The 20,246-nt window shown below is 70.9% G+C and carries 19 protein-coding genes and 1 pseudogene; 6 read left to right on the forward strand and 14 right to left on the reverse strand.

The genetic code is table 11. The annotated features are described in order from the left end of the window. Window positions 1-2: 2 nt before the first annotated feature. The 3 genes and pseudogenes from SD460_RS11145 to SD460_RS11155 form a co-directional block, all read right to left on the reverse strand. The gene (locus SD460_RS11145; RefSeq protein ID WP_290055226.1) at window positions 3-551 is read right to left on the reverse strand and encodes a Uma2 family endonuclease; all 549 of its coding nucleotides are present in this window, start codon (window positions 549-551) and stop codon (window positions 3-5) included. 69 nt (window positions 552-620) lie between these two features. Then, window positions 621-998 (reverse strand): annotated as a pseudogene (locus SD460_RS11150) (Uma2 family endonuclease); the annotation flags it as partial. A 72-nt stretch (window positions 999-1,070) separates the two neighbouring features. Then, the gene (locus SD460_RS11155; protein WP_290055205.1) at window positions 1,071-2,207 is read right to left on the reverse strand and encodes an acyl-CoA dehydrogenase family protein; all 1,137 of its coding nucleotides are present in this window, start codon (window positions 2,205-2,207) and stop codon (window positions 1,071-1,073) included. A 101-nt stretch (window positions 2,208-2,308) separates the two neighbouring features. Between SD460_RS11155 and SD460_RS11160 the strand changes: the two genes are divergently transcribed. The 4 genes from SD460_RS11160 to SD460_RS11175 all read left to right on the forward strand — a co-directional run bounded on the left by SD460_RS11160 (window position 2,309) and on the right by SD460_RS11175 (window position 6,800). Then, the gene (locus SD460_RS11160; RefSeq protein WP_290055206.1) at window positions 2,309-2,890 is read left to right on the forward strand and encodes a TetR/AcrR family transcriptional regulator; all 582 of its coding nucleotides are present in this window, start codon (window positions 2,309-2,311) and stop codon (window positions 2,888-2,890) included. Window positions 2,891-2,931: 41 nt separating this feature from the next. Further along, window positions 2,932-3,873 carry a carbohydrate kinase family protein gene (locus SD460_RS11165; RefSeq protein ID WP_318306126.1) on the forward strand — a complete coding sequence of 314 codons (942 nt, stop codon included), beginning with the start codon at window positions 2,932-2,934 and terminating at the stop codon, window positions 3,871-3,873. A 197-nt stretch (window positions 3,874-4,070) separates the two neighbouring features. Beyond that, window positions 4,071-5,387, forward strand: coding sequence for a citrate synthase (locus SD460_RS11170; RefSeq protein WP_290055210.1), 1,317 nt, complete (start codon window positions 4,071-4,073; stop codon window positions 5,385-5,387). Between the two features lie 66 nt (window positions 5,388-5,453). Then, window positions 5,454-6,800, forward strand: coding sequence for a cryptochrome/photolyase family protein (locus SD460_RS11175; protein WP_290055212.1), 1,347 nt, complete (start codon window positions 5,454-5,456; stop codon window positions 6,798-6,800). 43 nt (window positions 6,801-6,843) lie between these two features. Here the strand turns inward: SD460_RS11175 and SD460_RS11180 are convergent, their stop codons facing one another. The 4 genes from SD460_RS11180 to SD460_RS11195 are packed head-to-tail and all read right to left on the reverse strand — an operon-like array spanning window position 6,844 to window position 11,075. Continuing rightward, window positions 6,844-8,034: an ABC transporter permease gene (locus SD460_RS11180; RefSeq protein ID WP_290055214.1), complete on the reverse strand. Its 1,191-nt coding sequence runs from the start codon at window positions 8,032-8,034 to the stop codon at window positions 6,844-6,846. Continuing rightward, window positions 8,031-8,942, reverse strand: a complete 912-nt coding sequence (locus SD460_RS11185) for an ABC transporter ATP-binding protein (protein ID WP_318306127.1) — start codon at window positions 8,940-8,942, stop codon at window positions 8,031-8,033. Before SD460_RS11185 ends, SD460_RS11180 begins: the two co-directional genes overlap by 4 nt. Before the next feature lie 31 nt (window positions 8,943-8,973). Continuing rightward, window positions 8,974-10,515, reverse strand: a complete 1,542-nt coding sequence (locus SD460_RS11190) for a glycerol-3-phosphate dehydrogenase/oxidase (RefSeq protein ID WP_318306128.1) — start codon at window positions 10,513-10,515, stop codon at window positions 8,974-8,976. Next, entirely contained in the window at window positions 10,512-11,075 is a 564-nt protein-coding gene (locus SD460_RS11195; RefSeq protein WP_290053159.1) for a TetR/AcrR family transcriptional regulator, read from the reverse strand. The genes SD460_RS11190 and SD460_RS11195 overlap by 4 nt, the downstream gene beginning before the upstream one ends. Before the next feature lie 97 nt (window positions 11,076-11,172). Between SD460_RS11195 and SD460_RS11200 the strand changes: the two genes are divergently transcribed. Beyond that, window positions 11,173-12,792 (forward strand): FAD-binding oxidoreductase, encoded by a 1,620-nt coding sequence (locus SD460_RS11200; RefSeq protein WP_438860573.1) that lies wholly within the window; start codon window positions 11,173-11,175, stop codon window positions 12,790-12,792. Here the strand turns inward: SD460_RS11200 and SD460_RS11205 are convergent. From SD460_RS11205 to SD460_RS11220, 4 genes are all read right to left on the reverse strand, one after another. Beyond that, window positions 12,770-13,324 carry a gamma-glutamylcyclotransferase family protein gene (locus tag SD460_RS11205; RefSeq protein WP_290053048.1) on the reverse strand — a complete coding sequence of 185 codons (555 nt, stop codon included), beginning with the start codon at window positions 13,322-13,324 and terminating at the stop codon, window positions 12,770-12,772. The two genes, SD460_RS11200 and SD460_RS11205, sit on opposite strands and share 23 nt — an antisense overlap. Before the next feature lie 65 nt (window positions 13,325-13,389). After that, window positions 13,390-14,487, reverse strand: coding sequence for an S-(hydroxymethyl)mycothiol dehydrogenase (locus SD460_RS11210; RefSeq protein WP_290053050.1), 1,098 nt, complete (start codon window positions 14,485-14,487; stop codon window positions 13,390-13,392). 103 nt (window positions 14,488-14,590) lie between these two features. After that, window positions 14,591-15,061: an HAD domain-containing protein gene (locus SD460_RS11215; RefSeq protein ID WP_290053052.1), complete on the reverse strand. Its 471-nt coding sequence runs from the start codon at window positions 15,059-15,061 to the stop codon at window positions 14,591-14,593. Window positions 15,062-15,145: 84 nt separating this feature from the next. After that, window positions 15,146-15,979, reverse strand: a complete 834-nt coding sequence (locus tag SD460_RS11220) for a sigma-70 family RNA polymerase sigma factor (protein WP_290053054.1) — start codon at window positions 15,977-15,979, stop codon at window positions 15,146-15,148. A 77-nt stretch (window positions 15,980-16,056) separates the two neighbouring features. Here SD460_RS11220 and SD460_RS11225 point away from each other — a divergent pair, with 77 nt between their 5' ends. Further along, on the forward strand, window positions 16,057-16,506 hold the full coding sequence (locus SD460_RS11225; protein WP_290053056.1) for a carboxymuconolactone decarboxylase family protein: 450 nt from the start codon (window positions 16,057-16,059) through the stop codon (window positions 16,504-16,506). 49 nt (window positions 16,507-16,555) lie between these two features. On the opposite strand, the gene SD460_RS11230 is transcribed toward SD460_RS11225, so the two are convergent. From SD460_RS11230 to SD460_RS11240, 3 genes are all read right to left on the reverse strand, one after another. Beyond that, window positions 16,556-17,809, reverse strand: a complete 1,254-nt coding sequence (locus tag SD460_RS11230; protein ID WP_290053058.1) for a C39 family peptidase — start codon at window positions 17,807-17,809, stop codon at window positions 16,556-16,558. A 71-nt stretch (window positions 17,810-17,880) separates the two neighbouring features. Further along, window positions 17,881-18,282 (reverse strand): PaaI family thioesterase, encoded by a 402-nt coding sequence (locus tag SD460_RS11235; RefSeq protein WP_290053060.1) that lies wholly within the window; start codon window positions 18,280-18,282, stop codon window positions 17,881-17,883. Window positions 18,283-18,380: 98 nt separating this feature from the next. Then, entirely contained in the window at window positions 18,381-20,105 is a 1,725-nt protein-coding gene (locus tag SD460_RS11240; RefSeq protein ID WP_318306129.1) for a TIGR03767 family metallophosphoesterase, read from the reverse strand. Between the last annotated feature and the right edge of the window lie 141 nt (window positions 20,106-20,246).

The following is a 20,246-nucleotide window of genomic DNA, read 5'->3' on the forward strand; positions in this document are numbered from 1 at the left end:
GGTTACCGGGCGGTTCCGGCGTGCTGCCCGATCAACGCGCCCAGGTCGAGCTCGACGGGGAACGGTTCGCTGGTCGCGAAGGTCCCCGTCACCGCCGGCCCGTCTTGGTAGCCCTGGCAGGCGATCAGGGTGACCGGCTCGGCGAGGTCGACGATCCAGTAGTGCGGGATTCCCGCGTCAGCGTATTCGTCGTGCTTGACGCGGTAGTCCGTGCGGCGGGAGCCCGGGGTCACGAGCTCGATGACCACGGCGACCGCGTCTGCACGGATCGGCTCACCGGCGGCCCGATCGAAGACCAGCAGGTCGGGGCGGCGCGCGAAGCCGGGCTCACCGGGCGGCGCGAGGCCCAGGTCGAGGTCGGTACCGAGGACGAAGGCGAGCCCGCGCGGCAGCTGCCGTTCCAGCTGCGCGGCCAACCGGCACGCGGCCAGGTTGTGCGCGCGGCCGGCCCCGGGCGAGGGGACGATGCGGCCTTCGACGAGTTCGGTGAAGCCGCGGTCGGTCTCGCCGAGCGCTCGGTACTCCTCGATGGTCAACAGCTGGTCGGGCATGCGGAAAACGGTATCCGTCGCGCGGGTGGGACAGCGTTCGCTCGACCAGGTCGGATCAGTCGAGCCCGGTGACACGACTTCGATCACGACCGCTACCTCTTCGGCCCGAATCATGCCTCCGTCCTCGCGGACTCGGGCGATCTCGGCCTTGTCGACGATCATCAGGTCGGGCCGCCGGGAGAAGCCGGGGCTGCCGGCCGACGCCAGACCGAGGTCCACGTCGGTGCCGGGAACGACCTTGAGGTGGTCCGGCACCTGCCGGACGAGTTGTCGCGCCAGTTCGAACGCCGCGATGTTGTGCTGGGGCTCGGAGTTGGAGGACAACACGATGCGGCCTTCCACGAGCTCGGTGAAGCCCGTGTCGGTTTCCCCGAGCGCCGCGTACTCCTCGATCGTCAGCAGGTGATCGGGGATCCCCCACCGACCTGGCTGGGAAAGTTCGGTCACGACGTCTCCTCGCTGCGCCCGGAATCCGAGTGCAACCGTAGGTGCCCCAACCGTGTGACAGAAGCCGCTCGATCAGGCCTTCTTCAGCTCCCGCGCGATCACCATCCGCTGGATCTGGTTCGTCCCCTCGAAGATCTGCGGCACCTTCGCCTCCCGCATGTAGCGCTCCACCGGGAAGTCCCGCGTGTACCCCGCCCCGCCGAGGACCTGGACCGCGTCCGTCGTCACCTTCATCGCGCCGTCCGTGGCCACCAGCTTCGCGATCGATGCCTGGCGCTGGAACGGCAGGCCGCGGTCGCGCCTCCGTGCGGCCTCCAGATAGCAGGCCCGGGACGACTCCACGATCGCCGCCATGTCGGCCAGGAGGAACTCGACGCCCTGGAAGTCGATGATCGCGCGGCCGAACTGCGAGCGGCTCTTCGCGTATGCCACCGCCTCGTCCAGCGCCGCCTGGGCCAGGCCCACCGCGCAAGCCGCGATGCCGAGGCGGCCTGAGCTCAGCGACGACAGGGCGATGCGCATCCCGTCGCCCGCCGAACCCAGCAGGCGCGCGGCCGGGACGCGGGCGCCGTCGAAGATCATCTGGGCGGTCGGGGAGCCCGTCAGTCCCATCTTCCGCTCGCGCGGGGCCGCGGACAGGCCCTCCGTGGCGCCGTCGACCAGCAGGCACGAGATCTCGTCGGGGCCCGTGCGGACCATCGTCGTGTAGAAGTCCGCCACGCCCGCGTGCGTGATCCACGCCTTCGTGCCGTTGACGACGTAGTCCGGACCGTCCAGCCGCGCGCGAGTCGACAAAGCGGCCGCGTCCGAGCCCGCCTGGGTCTCCGACAGTGCGTACGCGCCCAGCAGGCCGCCTTCGAGCATGTCCGGGAACCACTGGTCGCGCTGCTCGTCGGTGCCGTACTCGGCCAGCGCGTAGCAGGACATCGTGTGCACCGACAGCCCGACGCCGACCGTCATCCACGCGGCCGCCAGCTCCTCCAGGACCTGCAGGTAGACCTCGTACCGCACGTCGCCGCCGCCCCAGCGCTCCGCGTACGGGAGCCCCAGCAGGCCGGACTTGCCGAGGAGGCGGAACTGCTCGCGCGGGAACTGCTCGGCCTCTTCAGCCGCCGCCGCGCGCGGCGCGAGCTCCTCGCGGGCGATCTCCCGGGCCAGGTCGACCAGGGCTTCGGCCTCCGACGAGGGCAGCAAGCGTTCGGCGGGCATCTTCGTCCTCCAAAGCGGTACTGAAAACAGTACTGTGGGCCTGCCTAGAGTACAGTACGACAGGCCTGGGGTGGCCGGAACACGTAGGAGATAGTGAGCCGATGCGCCCCGAACCCCGCCGACGGCCGACCGCGCGTCAGCGCGCCCTGCTCGCCGACCTCGAGGCGCTCTTCCTCGCAGAGGGCTTCGCCGCCTTCACCCTCGACGACCTCGCCGGGCGCCTGCGCTGCTCGAAGTCGACGCTCTACGCGCTCGCGCCCAGCAAGGAGCAGCTCGCGGTCAAGGTCGTCACCCACTTCTTCCGGGGCGCCGCCGAGCGGATCGAGGAGCGCATCGCCGGGATCGACGACGCGCGCAAGCTCATCGGGGAGTACCTGGCCGGTGTCTCCGAGCACCTGAACCGGGCGTCGGCGGCGTTCATGCGCGATCTCGCCGAGTTCGGCCCGGCACGCGAGGCCTACCAGGTCAACAGCCGGTTCGCGGCGCAGCGGCTCCGGCGGTTCATCGACAAGGGCGTCGCCGACGGGGTGTTCCGCGACGTCCACGCCCGGCTCGTGGCCGAGATGACCGGGCTGATCATCGAAGGCATCCAGACCGGGGTGGTCGGCCAGCGCACCGACGTTTCCGACGCCGAGGCGTTCACCGCGCTGGGTGAACTGCTGCTCGGCGGGCTGAACAAATAGCGGACAGGAATTGTCAGCCTGAACTCCATTAAACTCCCCGCGTGATCGTCGTAGGCGGAGAAGCTCTGGTCGACCTGGTTCCCGGCGACCCCCTGGATTCCACTGTGGACGGTGGGCTGCGCGCGCTGCTGCCCCGGCTGGGCGGCGGCCCGTACAACGTCGCCCTGGCGGCCGGGCGGCTCGGCGTGCCGTCGGCGTTCCTGTCCCGCGTCTCCACCGACCGCTTCGGCGAAGCGATGGTCGAGCGCCTGCACGCTTCCGACGTCGACACCTCTCTCCTGCAGCGGGGCGACGAGCCGACGACGCTCGCCGTCGTGGCGCTCGACGCGAAGGGCGCCGCGCACTACACGTTCTACGTCGAAGGCACCGCGGACCGGCTCGTCGCCGACCCCGGCCCGCTGCCGGAGGAGGTGACCGCGCTCTCGCTCGGCACGCTCGGCATGGTTCTCGAGCCCGGCGCGTCGGCGTACGAGGCGGTGCTGCGGCGCGAGGCCGCCCGCGGCGTGCTGACCGTCCTCGACCCGAACATCCGCGAAGCGCTCATCACCGACCCGGCCGCCTACCGCGCCCGGTTCGCGTCGTGGCTGCCGGACGTCCGGTTGCTCAAGATCTCCGACGACGACGCCGCGTGGCTCACCGGCGGCGCCGACCCGCTCGCCGCCGCGAAGACGTGGATCGAGTCCGGTGTGGACGCCGTGGTGCTCACCCGGGGCGCCGACGGCATCTCGGTGATCACCGCCGCAGGTGAGCTGGCCCACGTGCCGTCGCGGAAGGTCGCCGTGGTCGACACGATCGGCGCCGGCGACACCGTGCAGGGGGCGCTGCTGGCCTGGCTGCACACCCGGGAGGTCACCGACCTGGCTTCTCTCGGCGCGGACGCGTGGCGGGAGGCCCTGGCTTTCGCGGCGAAAGCGGCGTCCATAACGGTGTCCCGCAGCGGTGCCGAGCCGCCGACTTCCGCGGATATGGCGTCGAGCGTGTGAACCTGGTCCCAAAGGGGGCCCCAGGAGCAACGCCACCGCTGCGCGAACACCAGTTCCTCGACTAGCGTAGAGAGGCATTCTTCATACCCCAGCGGGGCGGTGTGCAGCGAGGCGCCAGTGTTTCCTCGCGTGAACACGTGGCTACCTGTGAAACGTACAGGCGCCGCCGCTCCGTGCCGAACGTGAGAGGGACTTGCATGTCCGACGCGACGACTGCGGGGCAGTCCGGCGGCGAAACCGCGAAGCTGACCCTGCCGAGTGGCGAGCACGAGTTCAAGATCGTCCACCCGGTCGAGGGCGCGCCCGGGATCGAACTGGGGAAGCTGCTGGCGCAGACGGGGTACATCACCTACGACCCCGGTTTCGTCAACACCGGCGCCGCGTCGTCCGCCATCGCCTACATCGACGGTGACGCCGGCATCCTCCGCTACCGCGGTTACCCGATCGAGCAGCTGGCCGAGAAGTCGACCTTCGTGGAGGTCTCCTACCTCCTGATCTACGGCGAGCTGCCGACCCAGACCCAGCTGGCCGACTTCACCGAGAAGATCCAGCGCCACACGCTGCTGCACGAGGACCTGAAGGCCTTCTTCAGCGGCTTCCCGCGCGACGCGCACCCGATGCCGGTCCTGTCCAGCGCGGTGTCGGCGCTGTCGACCTTCTACCAGGACTCGCTCGACCCGTTCGACGAGCCGAACGTGGAGCTGTCGACCATCCGGCTGCTCGCCAAGGTCCCGACCCTGGCCGCCTACGCGTACAAGAAGTCCGTCGGCCAGCCGCTGCTGTACCCGGACAACTCGCTCGGCCTGGTCGAGAACTTCCTGCGGATGACGTTCGGCTTCCCGGCCGAGCCGTACGAGGTCGACCCGGACATCGCGAAGGCGCTGGACCTGCTGTTCATCCTGCACGCCGACCACGAGCAGAACTGCTCGACGTCGACCGTGCGGCTGGTCGGCTCGTCCGAGGCCAACCTGTTCGCTTCGATTTCGGCCGGTATCAACGCGCTGTTCGGCCCGCTGCACGGCGGCGCGAACGCGGCGGTCCTCGACATGCTCGAGGGCATCCAGCGCGACGGCGGCGACGTCGCCAAGTTCGTCGAGCGGGTGAAGAACAAGGAAAAGGGCGTGAAGCTGATGGGCTTCGGGCACCGGGTCTACAAGAACTACGACCCGCGCGCGAAGATCATTAAGAACACCGCCGACGAGATCCTCGGCAAGCTGAAGGGCGGCGACCAGCTGCTCGACATCGCCAAGAAGCTCGAAGAAACCGCGCTGTCCGACGACTACTTCGTCGAGCGGAAGCTGTACCCGAACGTGGACTTCTACACCGGCCTGATCTACCGGGCGCTGGGCTTCCCGACGAAGTTCTTCACGGTGCTGTTCGCGCTGGGCCGGCTCCCGGGCTGGATCGCGCACTGGCGCGAGATGATCAACGACCCGGCCACCAAGATCGGCCGCCCGCGGCAGATCTACACCGGCCACGCTTCGCGGGACTACACCCCGATGTCGGAGCGGTAACCCTCATAGCGTGAAGTAAGCGCCCCGCCGTGCACCCGCACGGCGGGGCGCTTATCGTTGGGCCGCGTGACCAAAGAAGCACCCGTCGTCCTGTGGTTCCGCCGCGACCTGCGGCTGGGCGACCACGCCGCCCTCCTCGAAGCCTCGAAGCACAGCAAGCACGTGCTCGCGCTGTACGTCCTCGACGAGGCGCTGCTCAAGCCGGGCGGCGCGCCGCGGGAGGCGTTCATGTACGGCTGCCTGGAGAAGCTGGACGAGCAGCTCGGCGGCCGGCTGATGCTGGTCCGCGGCGAACCGGCGGTCGAGGTCGTCAAGGCGGCGAAGAAGATCGGCGCGGCCGCGGTGCACGTCAGCGCCGACACCGGCCCGTACGGCCGCCGCCGGGACGCCGAAGTCGCGAAAGCGTTGGCCGAGAACGACATCGACTGGGTCGAGACGGGCTCCCCGTACGCGGTGACGCCCGGCCGGGTCACCAAGCCGGACGGCGACCCCTATCGCGTCTTCACGCCGTTCTACCGGGCGTGGACCGCGCGCGGGTGGCACTCGCCCGCGGACACCGGACCGTCCCTTGTGGACTGGGTCGAACCGCCGCGCTCGCTGAAGACCCCCAAGCCGCCCCGGGTTTCGGCGACCCTGCCCGAACCGGGCGAGCAGGCCGCGCTCGACGTCTGGCACGAGTTCCTCGACGACGGCATCGAGACCTACGACGAGGACCGCGACCGGCCGGACCGCGAGGGCACCACGCGGCTTTCGCCGTACCTGCGCTGGGGCTGCATCCACCCGCGGACCATCCTGGCCGACCTGGCCGGCGACGACCGCGTCGGCGCGAAGTCGCTGCGCAGTGAGATCTGCTGGCGCGAATTCCACGCCGACGTCCTGTGGAACCGGCCGGAAACCGCGCGGAAGAACTACGACAAGCGGTTCGACGGGATGAAGCACGACGAGGACCCCGAGGCGTTCGAGCGGTGGTGCGAAGGCAAGACCGGCTACCCGATCGTCGACGCGGGGATGCGGCAGCTGCTGGCCGAGGGCTGGATGCACAACCGCGTCCGGATGGTCGTCGCCAGCTTCCTGGTGAAGGACCTGCACCTGCCGTGGTGGCTCGGCGCCCGCCACTTCATGAAGCACCTCGTGGACGGCGACCTCGCGTCGAACCAGCTGAACTGGCAGTGGGTCGCGGGCTGCGGCACCGACGCGGCGCCGTACTTCCGGATCTTCAACCCGACGACGCAGGGGGAGAAGTTCGACCCCAACGGCGACTACGTCCGCAAGTACGTGCCGGAGTTACGCCCGGTCTCGGGCAAGGCGGTGCACAAGCTGAAGGAGCGCCCCAAGGAGTACCCGGAGCCGATGGTCGACCACGCCCAGGAGCGCCAGGTTTCCTTGGAGCGCTACGGCAAGATCACGTCGTGAGTGGTAAGTAGGGTTAGAACCCGACTTGCCACTCACGAGCTTTTCAGCCACGCAGGGCCTCGGAAAGCTTGATGCGGCTGCCGATGCGCAGCACGCTGTTGCCGTAGATCCGGCCGCCCAGCCAGGTCAGCAGCGCGACGGTCGCCAGCGTCAGCGCGAGCGACAGGCCGATTTCCCAGCCCGTCACCGCGCCGGTCGAAATGCGGGCCGGCATCAGGATCGGAGACAGCAGCGGGATCAGGGAGACGACCTTCGCCGCCGTGCCGGAAGGGTCCTGCAGCAGCAGGTTGAAGCCCGCGACGAACCCGACGACCAGGATGATGTTGAGCGGCCCGACCACCGCCTGCGTGTCCTCCTGCCGCGACACGAGCGAGCCGAGCGCGCCGTAGATCGTCGCGTACAGCAGGAAACCGAGCAGGTACCAGAGCAGGCCCCACAGCACCGCGCCGGTCGCGAAGCCGGACAGGGTGAACACGCCCGTCGCCGTCGCCGCCAGCAGGCCGACCGCGCCGAGGATCACCAGCTGGGTCAGGCCGACCAGGCCGATCCCGATCACCTTGCCCAGCAACAGCTGCCACGGCCGGACGCTGGCGAGCAGGAGTTCCACGACCCGGCTCGACTTCTCCTCGACCACGCCCTGCGCGACCATCATCCCGTAGGTGATGATGCTCATGTAGAGCAGGAACGCGACGATCAGGCCGAGGACCAGCCGCTGCGTGTGGTCGGCGGGTTCGGGCGAGAGGGCGTCGTCCTGGACGTGGGTGCTGCTCACCTGCGCCATCACTTCGGCCGGTTCGAGCTGCGCGGACGACAGGACGCCGTCGAGCACCTGCTGCTGGGCGACCTGGTCGAGCACCCGGCGCAGCTGGTTGTCCAAAGCGGACTTGTAGGTGGCGGTCAGCTTCGCCGCGCTGCCCGAGACGAGCGCGTCGAGGTCGCCGTTCTCGACCTGCTGCCTGCCCTCGGCCGGATCGGTCACGGTGACCGTCTCGACCTCGCGCCCGGACTGCGCGGCGGCGACCTGCAGCTGCTTGGCGATCCCGGTCGCCTGGCCGGTCAGGCCCACGGTGCTCTTGTCCGACGAGCCGGCCAGCGCGGTCTGGAACCCGACGTACCCGAGCAGCAGCACCAGCAGCACCGCGGTACCGATCACGAACGACCGCGTGCGCAGCCGCGTGTTCAGCTCGCGCTTCAGCACGAGCCAGACGGCCCGCCGTCCGCTCAGCTTCTTCATCGTCCCCCCTCATCGGCCACCGCGTCGCGGAAGAGCTCGGTCAGCGAGCGGCGACGGCGGCTGAACTCGGTGACCGGCCCGGTCCCCAGCGCCGCGGCGAGCACGGCCTGGTCGTCGGCGCCCGGGTCGAGGTCGAGCACGGTGGTGGTGCCGTGGTTCTCGGCGACGCGCACCCCGGGCAGGCCCGCGGCCCAGCCGGGCCGCGCGTCCGGCGCGGTGACCACGAGCTTGCTGCTCGCGCCCGCGGTCAGCTCGCCGACGCTGCCGACGGCGACCATCCGGCCCCCGCGGATGATCCCGACCCGGTCGCAGAGCCGCTCGACGAGGTCGAGCTGGTGGCTGGAGAACACCACGGGCACCCCCGCTGCGGCCTTTTCCCGCAGCACCCCGCTCATCACGTCGACGGCGAGCGGGTCGAGGCCGGAGAACGGCTCGTCGAGCACCAGCACGGCCGGGTCGTGCACCAGGGCCGCGGCCAGCTGGACGCGCTGCTGGTTGCCGAGGCTGAGCTTCTGCACCTCGTCCTTGCGACGCTCGGCCAGCCCGAGCCGGGCGATCCAGTCTTCGGCGTTGCGATGGGCTTCGTTGGTGCTGAGCCCGTGCAGCTCGGCGAGGTAGACGAGCTGGTCGAGCACCTTCATCTTCGGGTACAGGCCGCGTTCCTCCGGCATGTACCCCATGTGCGTGCGGGCCTCGTGCGTCACCGGTTTGCCGTCGAAGCGCACCTCGCCGGCGTCGGCGGCGAGCACCCCCAGCGCGATCCGCATCGTCGTGGTCTTGCCGGCCCCGTTGCTGCCGACGAAGCCGAACAGTTCCCCGGCGCGGACGTCGAAGGAGACGCCGTCGAGCGCGACCTTCGTGCCGTAGCGCTTGGAGATCCCGTCGATCTCCAGCGTCCCCTCGGTCATGTCCTCACTCTAAGCCAAGTGAAGACCGCGCTCAGGTGAGACCGGCCAGCGACTTGTCGACGAGTTCCGCCACCCTGGCCCGCGCGGCTTCGGCGTCCGCCGGGATCAACGCCAGCCGCGTGCGGCGCTCCAGTACGTCGTCGACGTCCAGCGCGCCCTCGTTCCGGACCGCCCACACGACCTCGGCTGCCGTGATCCCGGCGCCCGGCGCGACGGGGGCCGCGAACTCCGCGTCCAGCTCGCCCAGCGCCGCGACCCGCGGGGCCTCGGTCCCGTACCGCGCCACCAGCCGGGCTGGAGCGTCCACAAGGGACAACTCCGCCCGCGAAGCGGCGCCCAGCAACGGCAATCGCGCGGTCCGGCACGGTGCAGGGGACAGGCCGGCCAGGCGGACCGCCGCGTCGACGGCGTCCTCGGCCATCCGGCGGTACGTCGTGAGCTTCCCGCCGACCACGGTCAGCAACCCGTCGGAACCGGCCAGCACGGCGTGTTTGCGGGACAGGTCCGCCGATCGCCCGCCCGTGCCTTCCACGAGCGGCCGCAGCCCCGCGTACGACCCCGCCACGTCCGCCCGGGTCAGCGGCCGCGAAAGCACCGAGGAAGCCAGTGACAGCAGGAAGTCCACATCGGACTCGGGCACCACCGGCACGTCCGGGATCGGCCCGGGGACCGGCTCGTCCGTGAGTCCCAGGTAGACCCGCCCGTCGGGTTGGGGGAGCAGGAAGACGAACCGGTTGGTCTCGCCGGGCACGCCGATGTTGACCGACGTCGTGCCCATCGGCACCGTCCCCGGCGCGAGCACGAGGTGCGAACCGAGCGAGGGCCGCAGCCGGACCGAGCCCGTCAGGGTGCCCGCCCACACGCCGGTCGCGTTGATCACCTGGCGCGCGTGGATGTCGAAGGAGTCACCCGAAACACCGTCGACGACGGCGACCCGGTCCGCCGAAAGCGACGATGCCGAGAGCCGCGTCAGGATGCGCGCGCCGAAGGACGCCGCCGTGCGGGCCAGGGAAACCACCAGCCGGGCGTCGTCGACCAGCGCGCCGTCGTAGGCCAGCAGGGCGCCGCGCAACCCGTGCGCGGAAAGCCCTGGCGCCAACGCCAACGCCTCCACCGCGGGGACCGAACGCGGTCGCGGCAGCACCGACGACGGCGTCCGCGCCGCCCGGCGGAGCGCGTCACCGGCGCGCAGCCCGGCCGCCACCAGCGCCTGCTGGGCCCGGGAAGTGCTGGGGTACAACGGGAACAGCTGCGGCATCGCGCGCGTCAGGTGCGGCGCGGTCCGCGTCATCATGATGCCCCGCTCGACCGCGCTTTCGTGCGCCAGGCCCAGTTCGCCGTGGGCCAGGTACCGCAGGCCGCCGTGCACGAGCTTCGAAGACCAGCGTGACGTCCCGAACGCGAGGTCGTGCGCCTCCACGAGCGCCACCGACAGCCCGCGGGAAGCCGCGTCCAGCGCGATGCCGGTGCCGGTGACGCCGCCGCCGACCACGACGACGTCGACGCGCTCGCCCGCGGCCAGCCCGGCGAGTTCGCGATCGCGGCGCCGCGCGTTGAGGGAGCCGGACGTCACGGCTTCAGTGCCGCGTCGAGCACGTGCGTGAACTCCGCCAGCAGTGCGGCTTCGTCGACGTCCGCGGTCGCCGGTCGCAGCGAGAACGCGAAGGACTGGACCACCAGCAGCACCGCGCGGGACTGCGCCGCGACCGGCGCGCGCCGGATGGAGCCGTCCTGGTGTCCGGCCGCCAGAAGCTGGTGCAACGCCTGCTCGGCGAACTTCTGGGTCGCGCCGAGCCGCTGCACGATGTACGGCAGCACGAGCTCGGGGTCGACGTCGAGCAGCGTGCGGAACAGCGGGTCGTCCGACAGCGCGCGAACCCCGGCCGAGGCGATGAGCACGAGCCGTTCGCGGCTGTCGGCGGCGTCGGCGCCGCGCTCGCTCGCCGTGCGCAGCAGCCCGCTGAACTCGCGGGTCATCAGCGCCGCGAGCACGCTGCGGACGTCGGGGAAGCGGCGGTAGACCGTCATCCGGCTGACGCGGGCGGTACGGGCGATTTCGGCGAGTGTGGTGCGGCGCACACCGACCGCCAGCACGCACGAGCGTGCGGCGTCGAGCAGCACGTCATCGGCCACTCTGGTCGCCGTCTGACGGCTGCGGGTGTCCGCGAGCGCGGAGGATCCCGCCGTCTGCGTGGTGTGACGTTTCACGTCCATATGTCACACTGTAGTCGTGAACGCGCTCATTGACCACCGCCTCCGCCGGTCCTGGACCGCGGAAGCCGGCGACGCCGCCCAGCTGCCCGCGCGAGCGGCCAAGTGGCTTGAACAGCGTATAGGCCAGGTGGCCCCCGATGCTGCCCCGGCGAGCGAATTGCCGGTGGAAATACCGTCACGGAAACTGGACGAATCTGCTGCCGCCGCGTTGTCGGAAGTGGTCGGCGCGGAAAACGTGCTGGTCGACGACGCGGCGCGGCTGGCCAGGGCGACCGGTCTGTCCTACCTCGACCTGCTGCGGCGCCGGTCGGCGGCGGTGGAATTCCCGGTGCCCGACGCCGTCGTGCTCCCCGCCGACGCCGAGGAGGTCCAGGCGGTGCTCGACGCGTGCGTCCGGCACGACATCGGCGTCGTCCCGTTCGGCGGCGGCACGTCGGTGGTCGGCGGCGTCGCGGCGCTGCGCGGCGAGAAGGCGTCGGTGATCGCGCTCGACCTCGTCCGGCTCGACGCGCTGGTGTCGGTCGACGCCGAGTCGCGCATCGCCGTGCTGCAGGCCGGCGTCCGCGGGCCCGAGGCCGAACGCCTCCTCGGCGAGCACGGCCTGACGCTCGGGCACATCCCGCAGTCGTGGGAGCGGGCGACGATCGGCGGCTTCGCGGCGACGCGCTCGGCCGGTCAGGCGTCGGCCGGCTACGGGCGGTTCGAGGACATGGTCACCGGCGTCCGGCTGGCGACCCCGCGCGGTGAGTGGAAGCTCGGCGTGGCCCCGGCGTCCGCCGCCGGGCCGGACCTGCGTCAGCTCGCCGTCGGCAGCGAAGGCGCGCTGGGCGTGATCACCGAGGTCGCGCTGCGCGTGCGCCCCAAGCCGCTGGTCCACGGGTACGAGGGGTACGCGCTGCCCAGCTGGGAGGCGGGCCTGACGGTGGTTCGCGAGCTCGCCCAGAACCGCGCACTCGCCGACGTCACCAGGCTCTCCGACGGCGACGAGACCGAGGTCTCGCTGGCGTTGAACGCCGGACTGAAGACGGCGGTGCTGCGCCGCTACCTCGCCGCCCGCGGGGTGCGGCGGCCGTGCTTCCTGATCCTCGGCTGGGAGGGCAGCCCGCGTGACGTCGGAGTCCGCCGTCGCGAGACGGTCCGCCGGCTGAAGGCCGCCGGCGCGGTGCGCGTCGGCAAGGCACTCGGCGAGTCCTGGCGGCACGGCCGGTTCGCCGGACCCCGGCAGCGCGATGCCCTGCTGGACCGGGGCATCTGCGTCGAGACGCTGGAGACCGCGGCTTACTGGTCCAATGTGGACGAACTGCGTGACGACGTCCGCGCCGCGCTGACGGCGTCGCTCGGCCGCGCGATCGTGATGTGCCACGTCTCGCACGCGTACGAAACCGGGGCGTCGCTGTACTTCACGGTGCTGACGGCCCGCGACGAAGCCGACCCGATCGGTCAGTGGCAGCGCGCGAAGGCGGCGGCGTGCGAGGCGATCACCGGGCTCGGCACGATTTCGCACCACCACGCGGTCGGCGTCGACCATGCGCCCTACCTGAGCGCGGAAATCGGTTCGCTGGGCGTGGAAGTGCTGCGGGCGGCGAAGTCCGCGGTCGACCCGACCGGGATCCTCAACCCGGGGAAACTGGTCTGAGCACTTCGCACGGCACGCCGTGGCCGTCGGCGGCGACGCCTTCGAGCGCCGCCGCTTCGGCCTGCGGGACGTCGGCGGTGCGCACCGGCTCGCCGTCCACCAGCAGGGGGTAGCGGGTCGGCGCGGCGCCGACGTAGGCGCAGACCTCGGTCAGCCGGGTGCCGTCCTCGAGGGTGATGTCGGGCTCGGTCAGCCGGGCCAGGTCGTAGCGGGTGCCGCGGCCCTCGCAGCGGTCGAGCACCGCCAGCTGGTCCGGCGTCACGAACCAGACGGCGTGCTCCTCGACGCCGTCCAGCGCGGTGAGCGTGGCCGGCCGCTGGTCGTCGACCACGCGGAACCCGGCGGCCCACACCGCGGCGAGCCCGGCGCAGCGCGCGTGCGCGACCACGACCGGGCCTTCGAGCCCGAGCCGCGCCCGCAGCCAGGTGATCTTCGACGGGTTGGCGTTCGAGCCGTACGCCAGCACGGCCAGCCGCTCGCGCCAGCCGCCGGGCGCGGTGTCGAGCGGGTGCCCGACGCCGTCGACGTGCACGAACGAGTAGCCCGGCCGCGTCCCGGGATAGGGCTCGGCCGGGTACTCGTCGTCGGTGAAGAGGGTCAGAACGTCACCACGCTGCGCAGGACCTCACCGCGGTGCATCCGGTCGAAGGCCTGCTCGACGCCGTCGACGCCGATCTTTTCGGTGACGAACTTGTCCAGCGGCAGCCGGCCCTGCAGGTAGAGGTCGACCAGCATCGGGAAGTCCCGGCTGGGCAGGCAGTCGCCGTACCACGACGACTTGAGCGAGCCGCCGCGCGAGAAGAAGTCGATCAGCGGCAGGTCGTCGAGCCGCATGTCCGGCGTCGGCACGCCGACCAGCACGACGGTGCCGGCGAGGTCACGCCCGTAGAACGCCTGCCGCCAGGTCTCGGGGCGCCCGACCGCGTCGATGACGACGTCGGGACCGAAGGAGTTCGTCGCGTCCTGCATGGCTTCGACGACGGCGGCTTCGCTGAGCCCGCGGCTGTTGACGGTGTGCGTCGCGCCGAAGTCCTTGGCCCACTCCAGCTTCCGGTCGTCCATGTCGATCGCGACGATCGTGGTGGCCCCGGCCAGCTTCGCGCCCGCGATGGCGGCGTCCCCGACCCCACCACACCCGATGACGGCGACCGAGTCCCCGCGCGTGACGGCCCCGGTGTTGATCGCGGCCCCGAGCCCGGCCATGACCCCGCACCCGAGCAGCCCGGCAACCGCGGGTTCGGCTTCGGGGTTGACCTTGGTGCACTGTCCGCTGTGGACGAGCGTCTTCTCGAGGAAGGCCCCGATGCCGAGCGCGGGCGACAGCTTGGTGCCGTCGGCCAGCGTCATGGGCTGGGCGGCGTTGAAGGTGGAGAAGCAGTACCACGGCTTGCCGCGCTTGCAGGCCCGGCAGGTGCCGCAGACCGCACGCCAGTTGAGGATGACGTAGTCACCGGGCGCGACGTCGCTGACCCCTTCGCCGACGGCCTCCACCAACCCGGCGGCTTCGTGCCCGAGCAGGAACGGGAAGTCGTCGTTGATCCCGCCTTCGCGGTAGTGCAGATCGGTGTGGCAGACCCCGCAGGCCTGCACGTTCACGACGGCCTCGCCGGGCCCGGGATCGGGCACCACGACGGTTTCGAGCGAGACGGGCTCGCCCTTCGCCCGCGAAACAACCCCCTGCACCTCGTACGGCATGTCCATCCACCTTCCGGCTCCTGCTGGTCCTGCCCGCAGCTAATCACGGATCATGCGGAGATGGCGACATCCGCATGAGTGAGGTTCGGTGAGCGGTGCGCAACTAGTTGCGTCTTGCGCAACTGGACAGCCAGGTGGCGATGGTGGTCAGATCGCGGTCCGTGAGCCCGGTGCCCGCCGTGACGGTGTGGAGCAGCGCGGGACCCGGATGGTGGCTCGCCACCCAACCCCGGTCGGCGTCGGTGGTCTCATCGTCGATCCAGACGAACGCAGACCCCGCGGCCCGTTCGACGATCCGCGAGGTCTTCCAGTGCCGGCCGGTCGCCGTGGGCTCGTCGGGGAAGTCGAGCACCGGTAGCGGAGGCAGGCCCAGCAGCGGGGCAACGCACTCGTTGGCGTCCTCGAACCAGGTGGTGGCCCAGACGAGATCGCACCCGAGGGCGAGCAGTCGCGGGCCGAGAGCCGGATCGACGCGGCCCAGCAACGGGTTGCCCAGGTCGGTATCGGTGAAGGTCCGGTACTCCCCGGAACGCCGCCCGAACGGTATCAACGGACCGTCGACGTCGAGGAACAACAGTGGCCGCGGCATGGTGACGGCAGTGTGCCACGGGTGTGCCTCCGGCCCCCGGCTTCCACGTTACCGGCCGGCACCGACAGTTCACGACGGCTTCGGCAAGCCCATCGACGCCAGCCGTGCCGGGTCGGCCACCGCGGCGATCCGGGTCACCCGGCCGTCGGCCACCACGAACGCCACCACCGACAGCGGTGAGCCGTCCGGGCGCCAGGCCACCACCCCCGGCAGGCCGCCGACCAGCACCGTGCTGCCGCCGGCCGCCGCGCCGAACTGGGCGCCCGCGGCCACCTTCGTCGCTCCCAGGACCACCACCACGCCGCCCGGGGTGTCCACCGTCAGCTGGACCTCCGGGTCGAGCACGCGCAGCAGACCCTCGAAGTCGCCGTCGTGGGCCGCGCGCAGGAACGCTTCCACCACTTCGCGCTGCGAAGGCCCCGCCGGGGGCCGGTCCGCGGCCCGGACCTTGCGGCGGGCGCGGCTGGCCAGCATCTTCGTCGCTCCCGCGGACTTGCCCAGGATGCGGCCGAGCTCCTCGAACGGGACCGCGAACAGGTCGTGCAGCACGAACGCCAGCCGCTCGGCCGGGCCCAGCGACTCCAGGACCACCAGCAGAGCCAGGCCCACCGAGTCGGCGCGGGCCACGTGCTCCGACGCGTCGTCGACCGCCACCACGATCTCGTCGTAGGGCGACTCGGGGCGGGACTTGCGCGAGCGCAGGACGTCCAGGCTGATCCGGCCGACCACCGTCGTCAGCCAGCCGTCGAGGTTTTCGATCGCCGCCGCGTCCTGGCGGGCCAGGCGCAGCCAGGCTTCCTGGACCGCGTCTTCGGCGTCGGCGTGCGAGCCGAGCAGGCGGTGCGCCACCGCGAGCAGCCGCTCGCGCCGGGCTTCGAACGCTTCGGCCAGCGTGTCGGGCATGTCGTTACCTTCCTCGGTTCCGCTCCGTCGTGGTGGTGACGAGCCCGGAGGGGCACAGGTAACCGATGGAGGAAAAGATGGAAGCACGGCTGAAGAGCGAAAGCAGCCCCGAGGTGGTCGGCGCGGTCCAGCAGCTGTTCAAGGCGGTGCACGGCGCCGGCGTCGATCCGCTGCTGCTCGAGCTGGTCCACCTGCGGGCCAGTCAGATCAACGGCTGCAGTCCGTGCGTCTTCGCGGGTGTCGCGTCGGCGAAGAAGCAGGGGGAGACCGACGAACGGCTGCACAACGTCGTCACCTGGCGCGAGACGCCGTTCTTCACCGAGCCCGAACGGGCGGCGCTCGCGCTGACCGAAGCCGCGACGCGGATCGAGGACGGTCAGCCCGGCGTCACCGACGACATCTGGGCGGCCGCCGCGGAGCACTTCGACGACAAGCAGCTGTCGGCGATCGTCTTGAACATCGCCCTGACCGGCTTCTTCAACCGGATCAACCGCGCGATCCGAGAGCAGGCCGGAAAGACCTGGTGAAACGCCGTGAAGGCCTCCTCGCCCGGCAAGCGAGGAGGCCTTCACCGACCTACGCCGGAGTGATGATGTACGCGATACCGCCGGGGCCGCTCGCCACCGTGCCGTCCGCGCGGTAGCGCTTGGTCCGCTGCCAGATCTTCTCGAACTGGTCGCGCTTGTAGACGTTCCGGACGCGGTCGTTGCTGCTGGCCGCCGGGTCGTTGGCGATCACGTCGCCGTCCTTCGTGAACCCGACGACGACCATGATGTGCCCCGCCGTGCCGTAGCCGGCGCCGTCCAGCTCCGAGGCCAGGAACGACTGCGACGTGATCACCGGGATACCGCGCGCGATGTAGTCCTCCAGCTCGTTCAGCGAGTGCAGTCGGGTGATGTGCCCCTTCAACCCGCGCGACGCCGCGTAGGCGGTGTTGAACGGCCAGTTCCCGGTGCCGTCGTAGGCGTGGTCGTAGGTGTAGCGCGCCGCGAACGCGACCTGCGGGTCGACGTAGTCCGCGGGGATCCACGCCATCTCTTCGGCCGACGGCTTCTTGCCCCAGTACTCGGCCACCATCTCGGTCGACGTCGGGCTGCACCACGCCTCGCCGCCCCCGCCGTACTGCGGGAACTGTCCCTTGTGGAGGTTCTGCGCGTACGCCGGCACCTTCAGCTCGATCCCGCTGGCGCGGCCCGGCTTCGTCGGCTGCACCTCGAAGCGGTCCGGCACCGCCGACGTCATCGCGCCCAGCAGCGACACCGACGGCGTCGCGCCCGAGCCGGCTTCGCGGTAGAGGCTGATCCGCAGCTTGTACGACTTCAGCGTCACCCCGGCCTTCGTGACCAGCGTGTCGACGTCCACCAGCGCGTTCGCGTCGTCCTGGCCGTCGACGCTGGTGCGGAGGACGTCGGCGTCGCCGCTGGCCCAGCGGCCCATCACGTACCACCCGGTTTCGGCACCCGCCGACGTCCGGCCCCGCGCCTCGACCTGCAGCCACGTCTTGGCCGGCGTCTTCGCGTTCCAGGACGCGACCAGCTGCGTCGCGCCGAAGCCCTGCCGGTACGACGGCGACGTCCACTGGCTGTACTCGTACGTCCGCGTCGTGCCGAGCTCCGGCTCGGTGTGCTGCACCGTGCCGATCGGGCGCGTGATGCGCAGGCCGTCACGGGTCAGCGCGAGCCCGGCGAAGTCGCCTTCGTGGAAGCGGCCGCCCGCCCACTCGTGGTAGTCGACGGCTTCGTCGTCGCGTGGCCCCGCTTCGGCGACCTGAACGGTTACGGCTGTCAGCACGACAACCGACAGTAGTGTGAACAGACTGCGTACCCGCATCGCGGCTCCTCGCTCGACCCACCCAGTAGGCGAGGATTTTCGCCGGTCCGGCGAGGTATGTAAACAGGTACCTACAGGACGGCCTGCGTCTGTGTCACTTTCGCGACCAACTTGCCGTCGTCGCCGTGGATTTCCGTCTCCACCACGACGAACTTGCGCCCGGCGTGCAGTGGTCTGGACGACGCAACGGCGTAGCCCGAACGCACCGCGCGCAGGAAGTTCGTCTTCGACTCGACGGTCGTCGTGCCCTGCGCGCCCTCGGGCAGGTTGAGGAACGCGCACACGGCACCGGTCGAGTCGGCCAGCGCCATGAGCGCGCCCCCGTGCAGCGCGCCGCCGAGCGTGCAGAGGCTCTCGTCCCACTCCAGCCGGCTGCGGACGAGCGCGGGCCCGTGCTCCAGCACCTCGACGCCGAGGCGTTCGGAGAACGGCATGGTCTGGTGGAAGAGCTGCGCGCCCTCGGCATCGGTCATGCGGCCCACCCTGCCCGAACCCCCGCCGCCGGTCGATTACCCCGCAGGTAGTCGTGAGTGTTTAGTCGGGTTAGAACCCGACTAAACACTCACGAGCGTCAGGACAGCGGGTTCACCAGCAGCAGTTCGGTGTTGTGGTCCGCGCTCGCGCCGACGCGGCCCGGGTCGGTGTGGATGTCGTTGTAGGACAGTTCGCGGTACAGGGACGCAAGCGCTTGCGGGGTCCGGGCGCCGTAGTCCACCGCGTACGGGGCTTCCGCCTCGATCAGCGTCGTGAACAGCGACAACGTGCCGTCGGCGTTGTCCGCGACCTCGACGATCCGGGCGTGCTGCGGGAAGTCGACGTGCGACGCCGTGTTGATCTCCCAGAAGCCCTGCCGCGGCGTGTTGCCGGCGTGCGCCGTGATCTGGTTGCGGTGCGTGTGGCCGTTGACCCAGGCCAGCACGTTCGGGAACCGCTTCAGCAGCGCGACGAACGCGTTGCCGTCCAGGCGCGGGTCCAGCAGGTGGCGCGAGTCCGGCAGCAGGTTGCCCATCGAGCCGCTCGTGTGGTGGCTGAACAGGATGAACAGCTCGTCGGTGACGGCGTGGGTGACCTTGCGGCCGAAGAAGTCGTAGTACGCCGAGCTGTTCCGCTTGAGCGTCGACTCCACCCAGGAGTACTGCGCCAGCCCGATCGAGCCGTCCGCGAACCCGGCGTCGGTGGTCGTGTCGAGGCTGATCCCGGTGATGCCCGGGGCGATCCGGAACGTGTAGTAGACGTTCTTGCCGTCGGCGTTCGCGCTGGTGAAGCCGTGGCCGATCGGGCCGGGGCCGGTGTTGGCCGCGTCGAGGTGCGCGCGGACGAACTCGGCCGTGGTGAACGGGCGGCGCCGCGCGTCCGGCGTGATCTCGCGGATGGTGCCGGAGCCGCCGAACAGCTCCGCGACCGGCACGCTCGAACCCGGCTTGCGGATGGCGTCCGCGAGCTTCTTCGCGGTGGTCTCGTCCTTGCCGATCACCTTGTACTTGCCGGTGTACCAGGCGTCGATGCCGGGGATCTGCGCCGGCAGCGAGCCGACGATGCTGTCGTCGTGGTTGCCGAAGGTGCAGAACCACGGCACGTCGAGGCCCGGCGCGGTGAACGTCTTCATGGCCGCTTCGAGCAGGCCCGGCAGCTGCGGGAAGCCCTTGGCCGAGTAGTCGTCGCCGACACCCGGGATCGACGGGTTCCAGTACTCCTTGTTGCCGGAACTCTGGACGCCTTCGTAGACGTTCGGGTCGCCGGAGCCCGGGGTGACGCTGCCGCCGTTGAGGACCTCGAGGAACCAGTCGAGCTCGATCAGCTCGTGGTTGTCGGTGTTGTCGCCGGTGGTGACCATGAGGTCGAACGGCCGCCCGGTGAACGGCCCCTGCCGCACGCTGTTGACGCGCTCGACCAGCGCGCTGGTGGCGACGGTGCCGAGCGCTTCCTGCGGCCGGTGCGCGGAGCCGATGAACGGGTGCAGGTACTCGAACCGCGCGGGGCTCTCGGTGTCGGTGATGTGCAGGTCGGTGAACTGCACGAACGCGCTGAGCGCGCGGCGCCGGTCGTCGCGGCCGCTCTGCGGCGCCGCGAGGTCGCCGCGGACGACCAGCGGCCAGCCCGGGCCCGCGGACAGCCGCGAGTAGCCGGTGCCCGACGCGGTCGCGACCTGCTCGAGCGTGGTGCCGGCGGTGCTGATCGACCGGGTGCCGGTGAGCCGCAGCGCGCGGTCGAGGGCGTTCGCGGTGGGCGTGCAGAGCAGGAGCCCGAGACCGGCGGCGCCCGCGGTGGCGACGGTGCGCCGGGTGAGTTCGGCCATGGTTGTTCGCTCCCCGTTTCTCGGTTGCCCAGAACCGTGCCGGACGTCGGTGACCGGGCGGTGAACGTGACATTTCGAGCTACCCTGTCACAGGCGTCGGGGAGGGTGTACCGCCGAAGGTCGTGGTCATTTCCGCCGGAC

This window comes from Amycolatopsis solani (assembly GCF_033441515.1).
GTDB classification, from domain to species: domain Bacteria; phylum Actinomycetota; class Actinomycetes; order Mycobacteriales; family Pseudonocardiaceae; genus Amycolatopsis; species Amycolatopsis solani.

Coding starts and splice junctions, on each gene's coding strand:
- SD460_RS11220 (WP_290053054.1), bottom strand. CDS start 15,979: ATGCCCGACACGCTGGCCGAAGCGTTCGAAGCCCGGCGCGAGCGGCTG.
- SD460_RS11235 (WP_290053060.1), bottom strand. CDS start 18,282: ATGACCGATGCCGAGGGCGCGCAGCTCTTCCACCAGACCATGCCGTTC.
- SD460_RS11240 (WP_318306129.1), bottom strand. CDS start 20,105: ATGGCCGAACTCACCCGGCGCACCGTCGCCACCGCGGGCGCCGCCGGT.
- SD460_RS11155 (WP_290055205.1), bottom strand. CDS start 2,207: ATGCCCGCCGAACGCTTGCTGCCCTCGTCGGAGGCCGAAGCCCTGGTC.
- SD460_RS11160 (WP_290055206.1), top strand. CDS start 2,309: ATGCGCCCCGAACCCCGCCGACGGCCGACCGCGCGTCAGCGCGCCCTG.
- SD460_RS11225 (WP_290053056.1), top strand. CDS start 16,057: ATGGAAGCACGGCTGAAGAGCGAAAGCAGCCCCGAGGTGGTCGGCGCG.
- SD460_RS11170 (WP_290055210.1), top strand. CDS start 4,071: ATGTCCGACGCGACGACTGCGGGGCAGTCCGGCGGCGAAACCGCGAAG.
- SD460_RS11145 (WP_290055226.1), bottom strand. CDS start 551: ATGCCCGACCAGCTGTTGACCATCGAGGAGTACCGAGCGCTCGGCGAG.
- SD460_RS11180 (WP_290055214.1), bottom strand. CDS start 8,034: ATGAAGAAGCTGAGCGGACGGCGGGCCGTCTGGCTCGTGCTGAAGCGC.
- SD460_RS11230 (WP_290053058.1), bottom strand. CDS start 17,809: ATGCGGGTACGCAGTCTGTTCACACTACTGTCGGTTGTCGTGCTGACA.
- SD460_RS11185 (WP_318306127.1), bottom strand. CDS start 8,942: ATGACCGAGGGGACGCTGGAGATCGACGGGATCTCCAAGCGCTACGGC.
- SD460_RS11210 (WP_290053050.1), bottom strand. CDS start 14,487: ATGCCGTACGAGGTGCAGGGGGTTGTTTCGCGGGCGAAGGGCGAGCCC.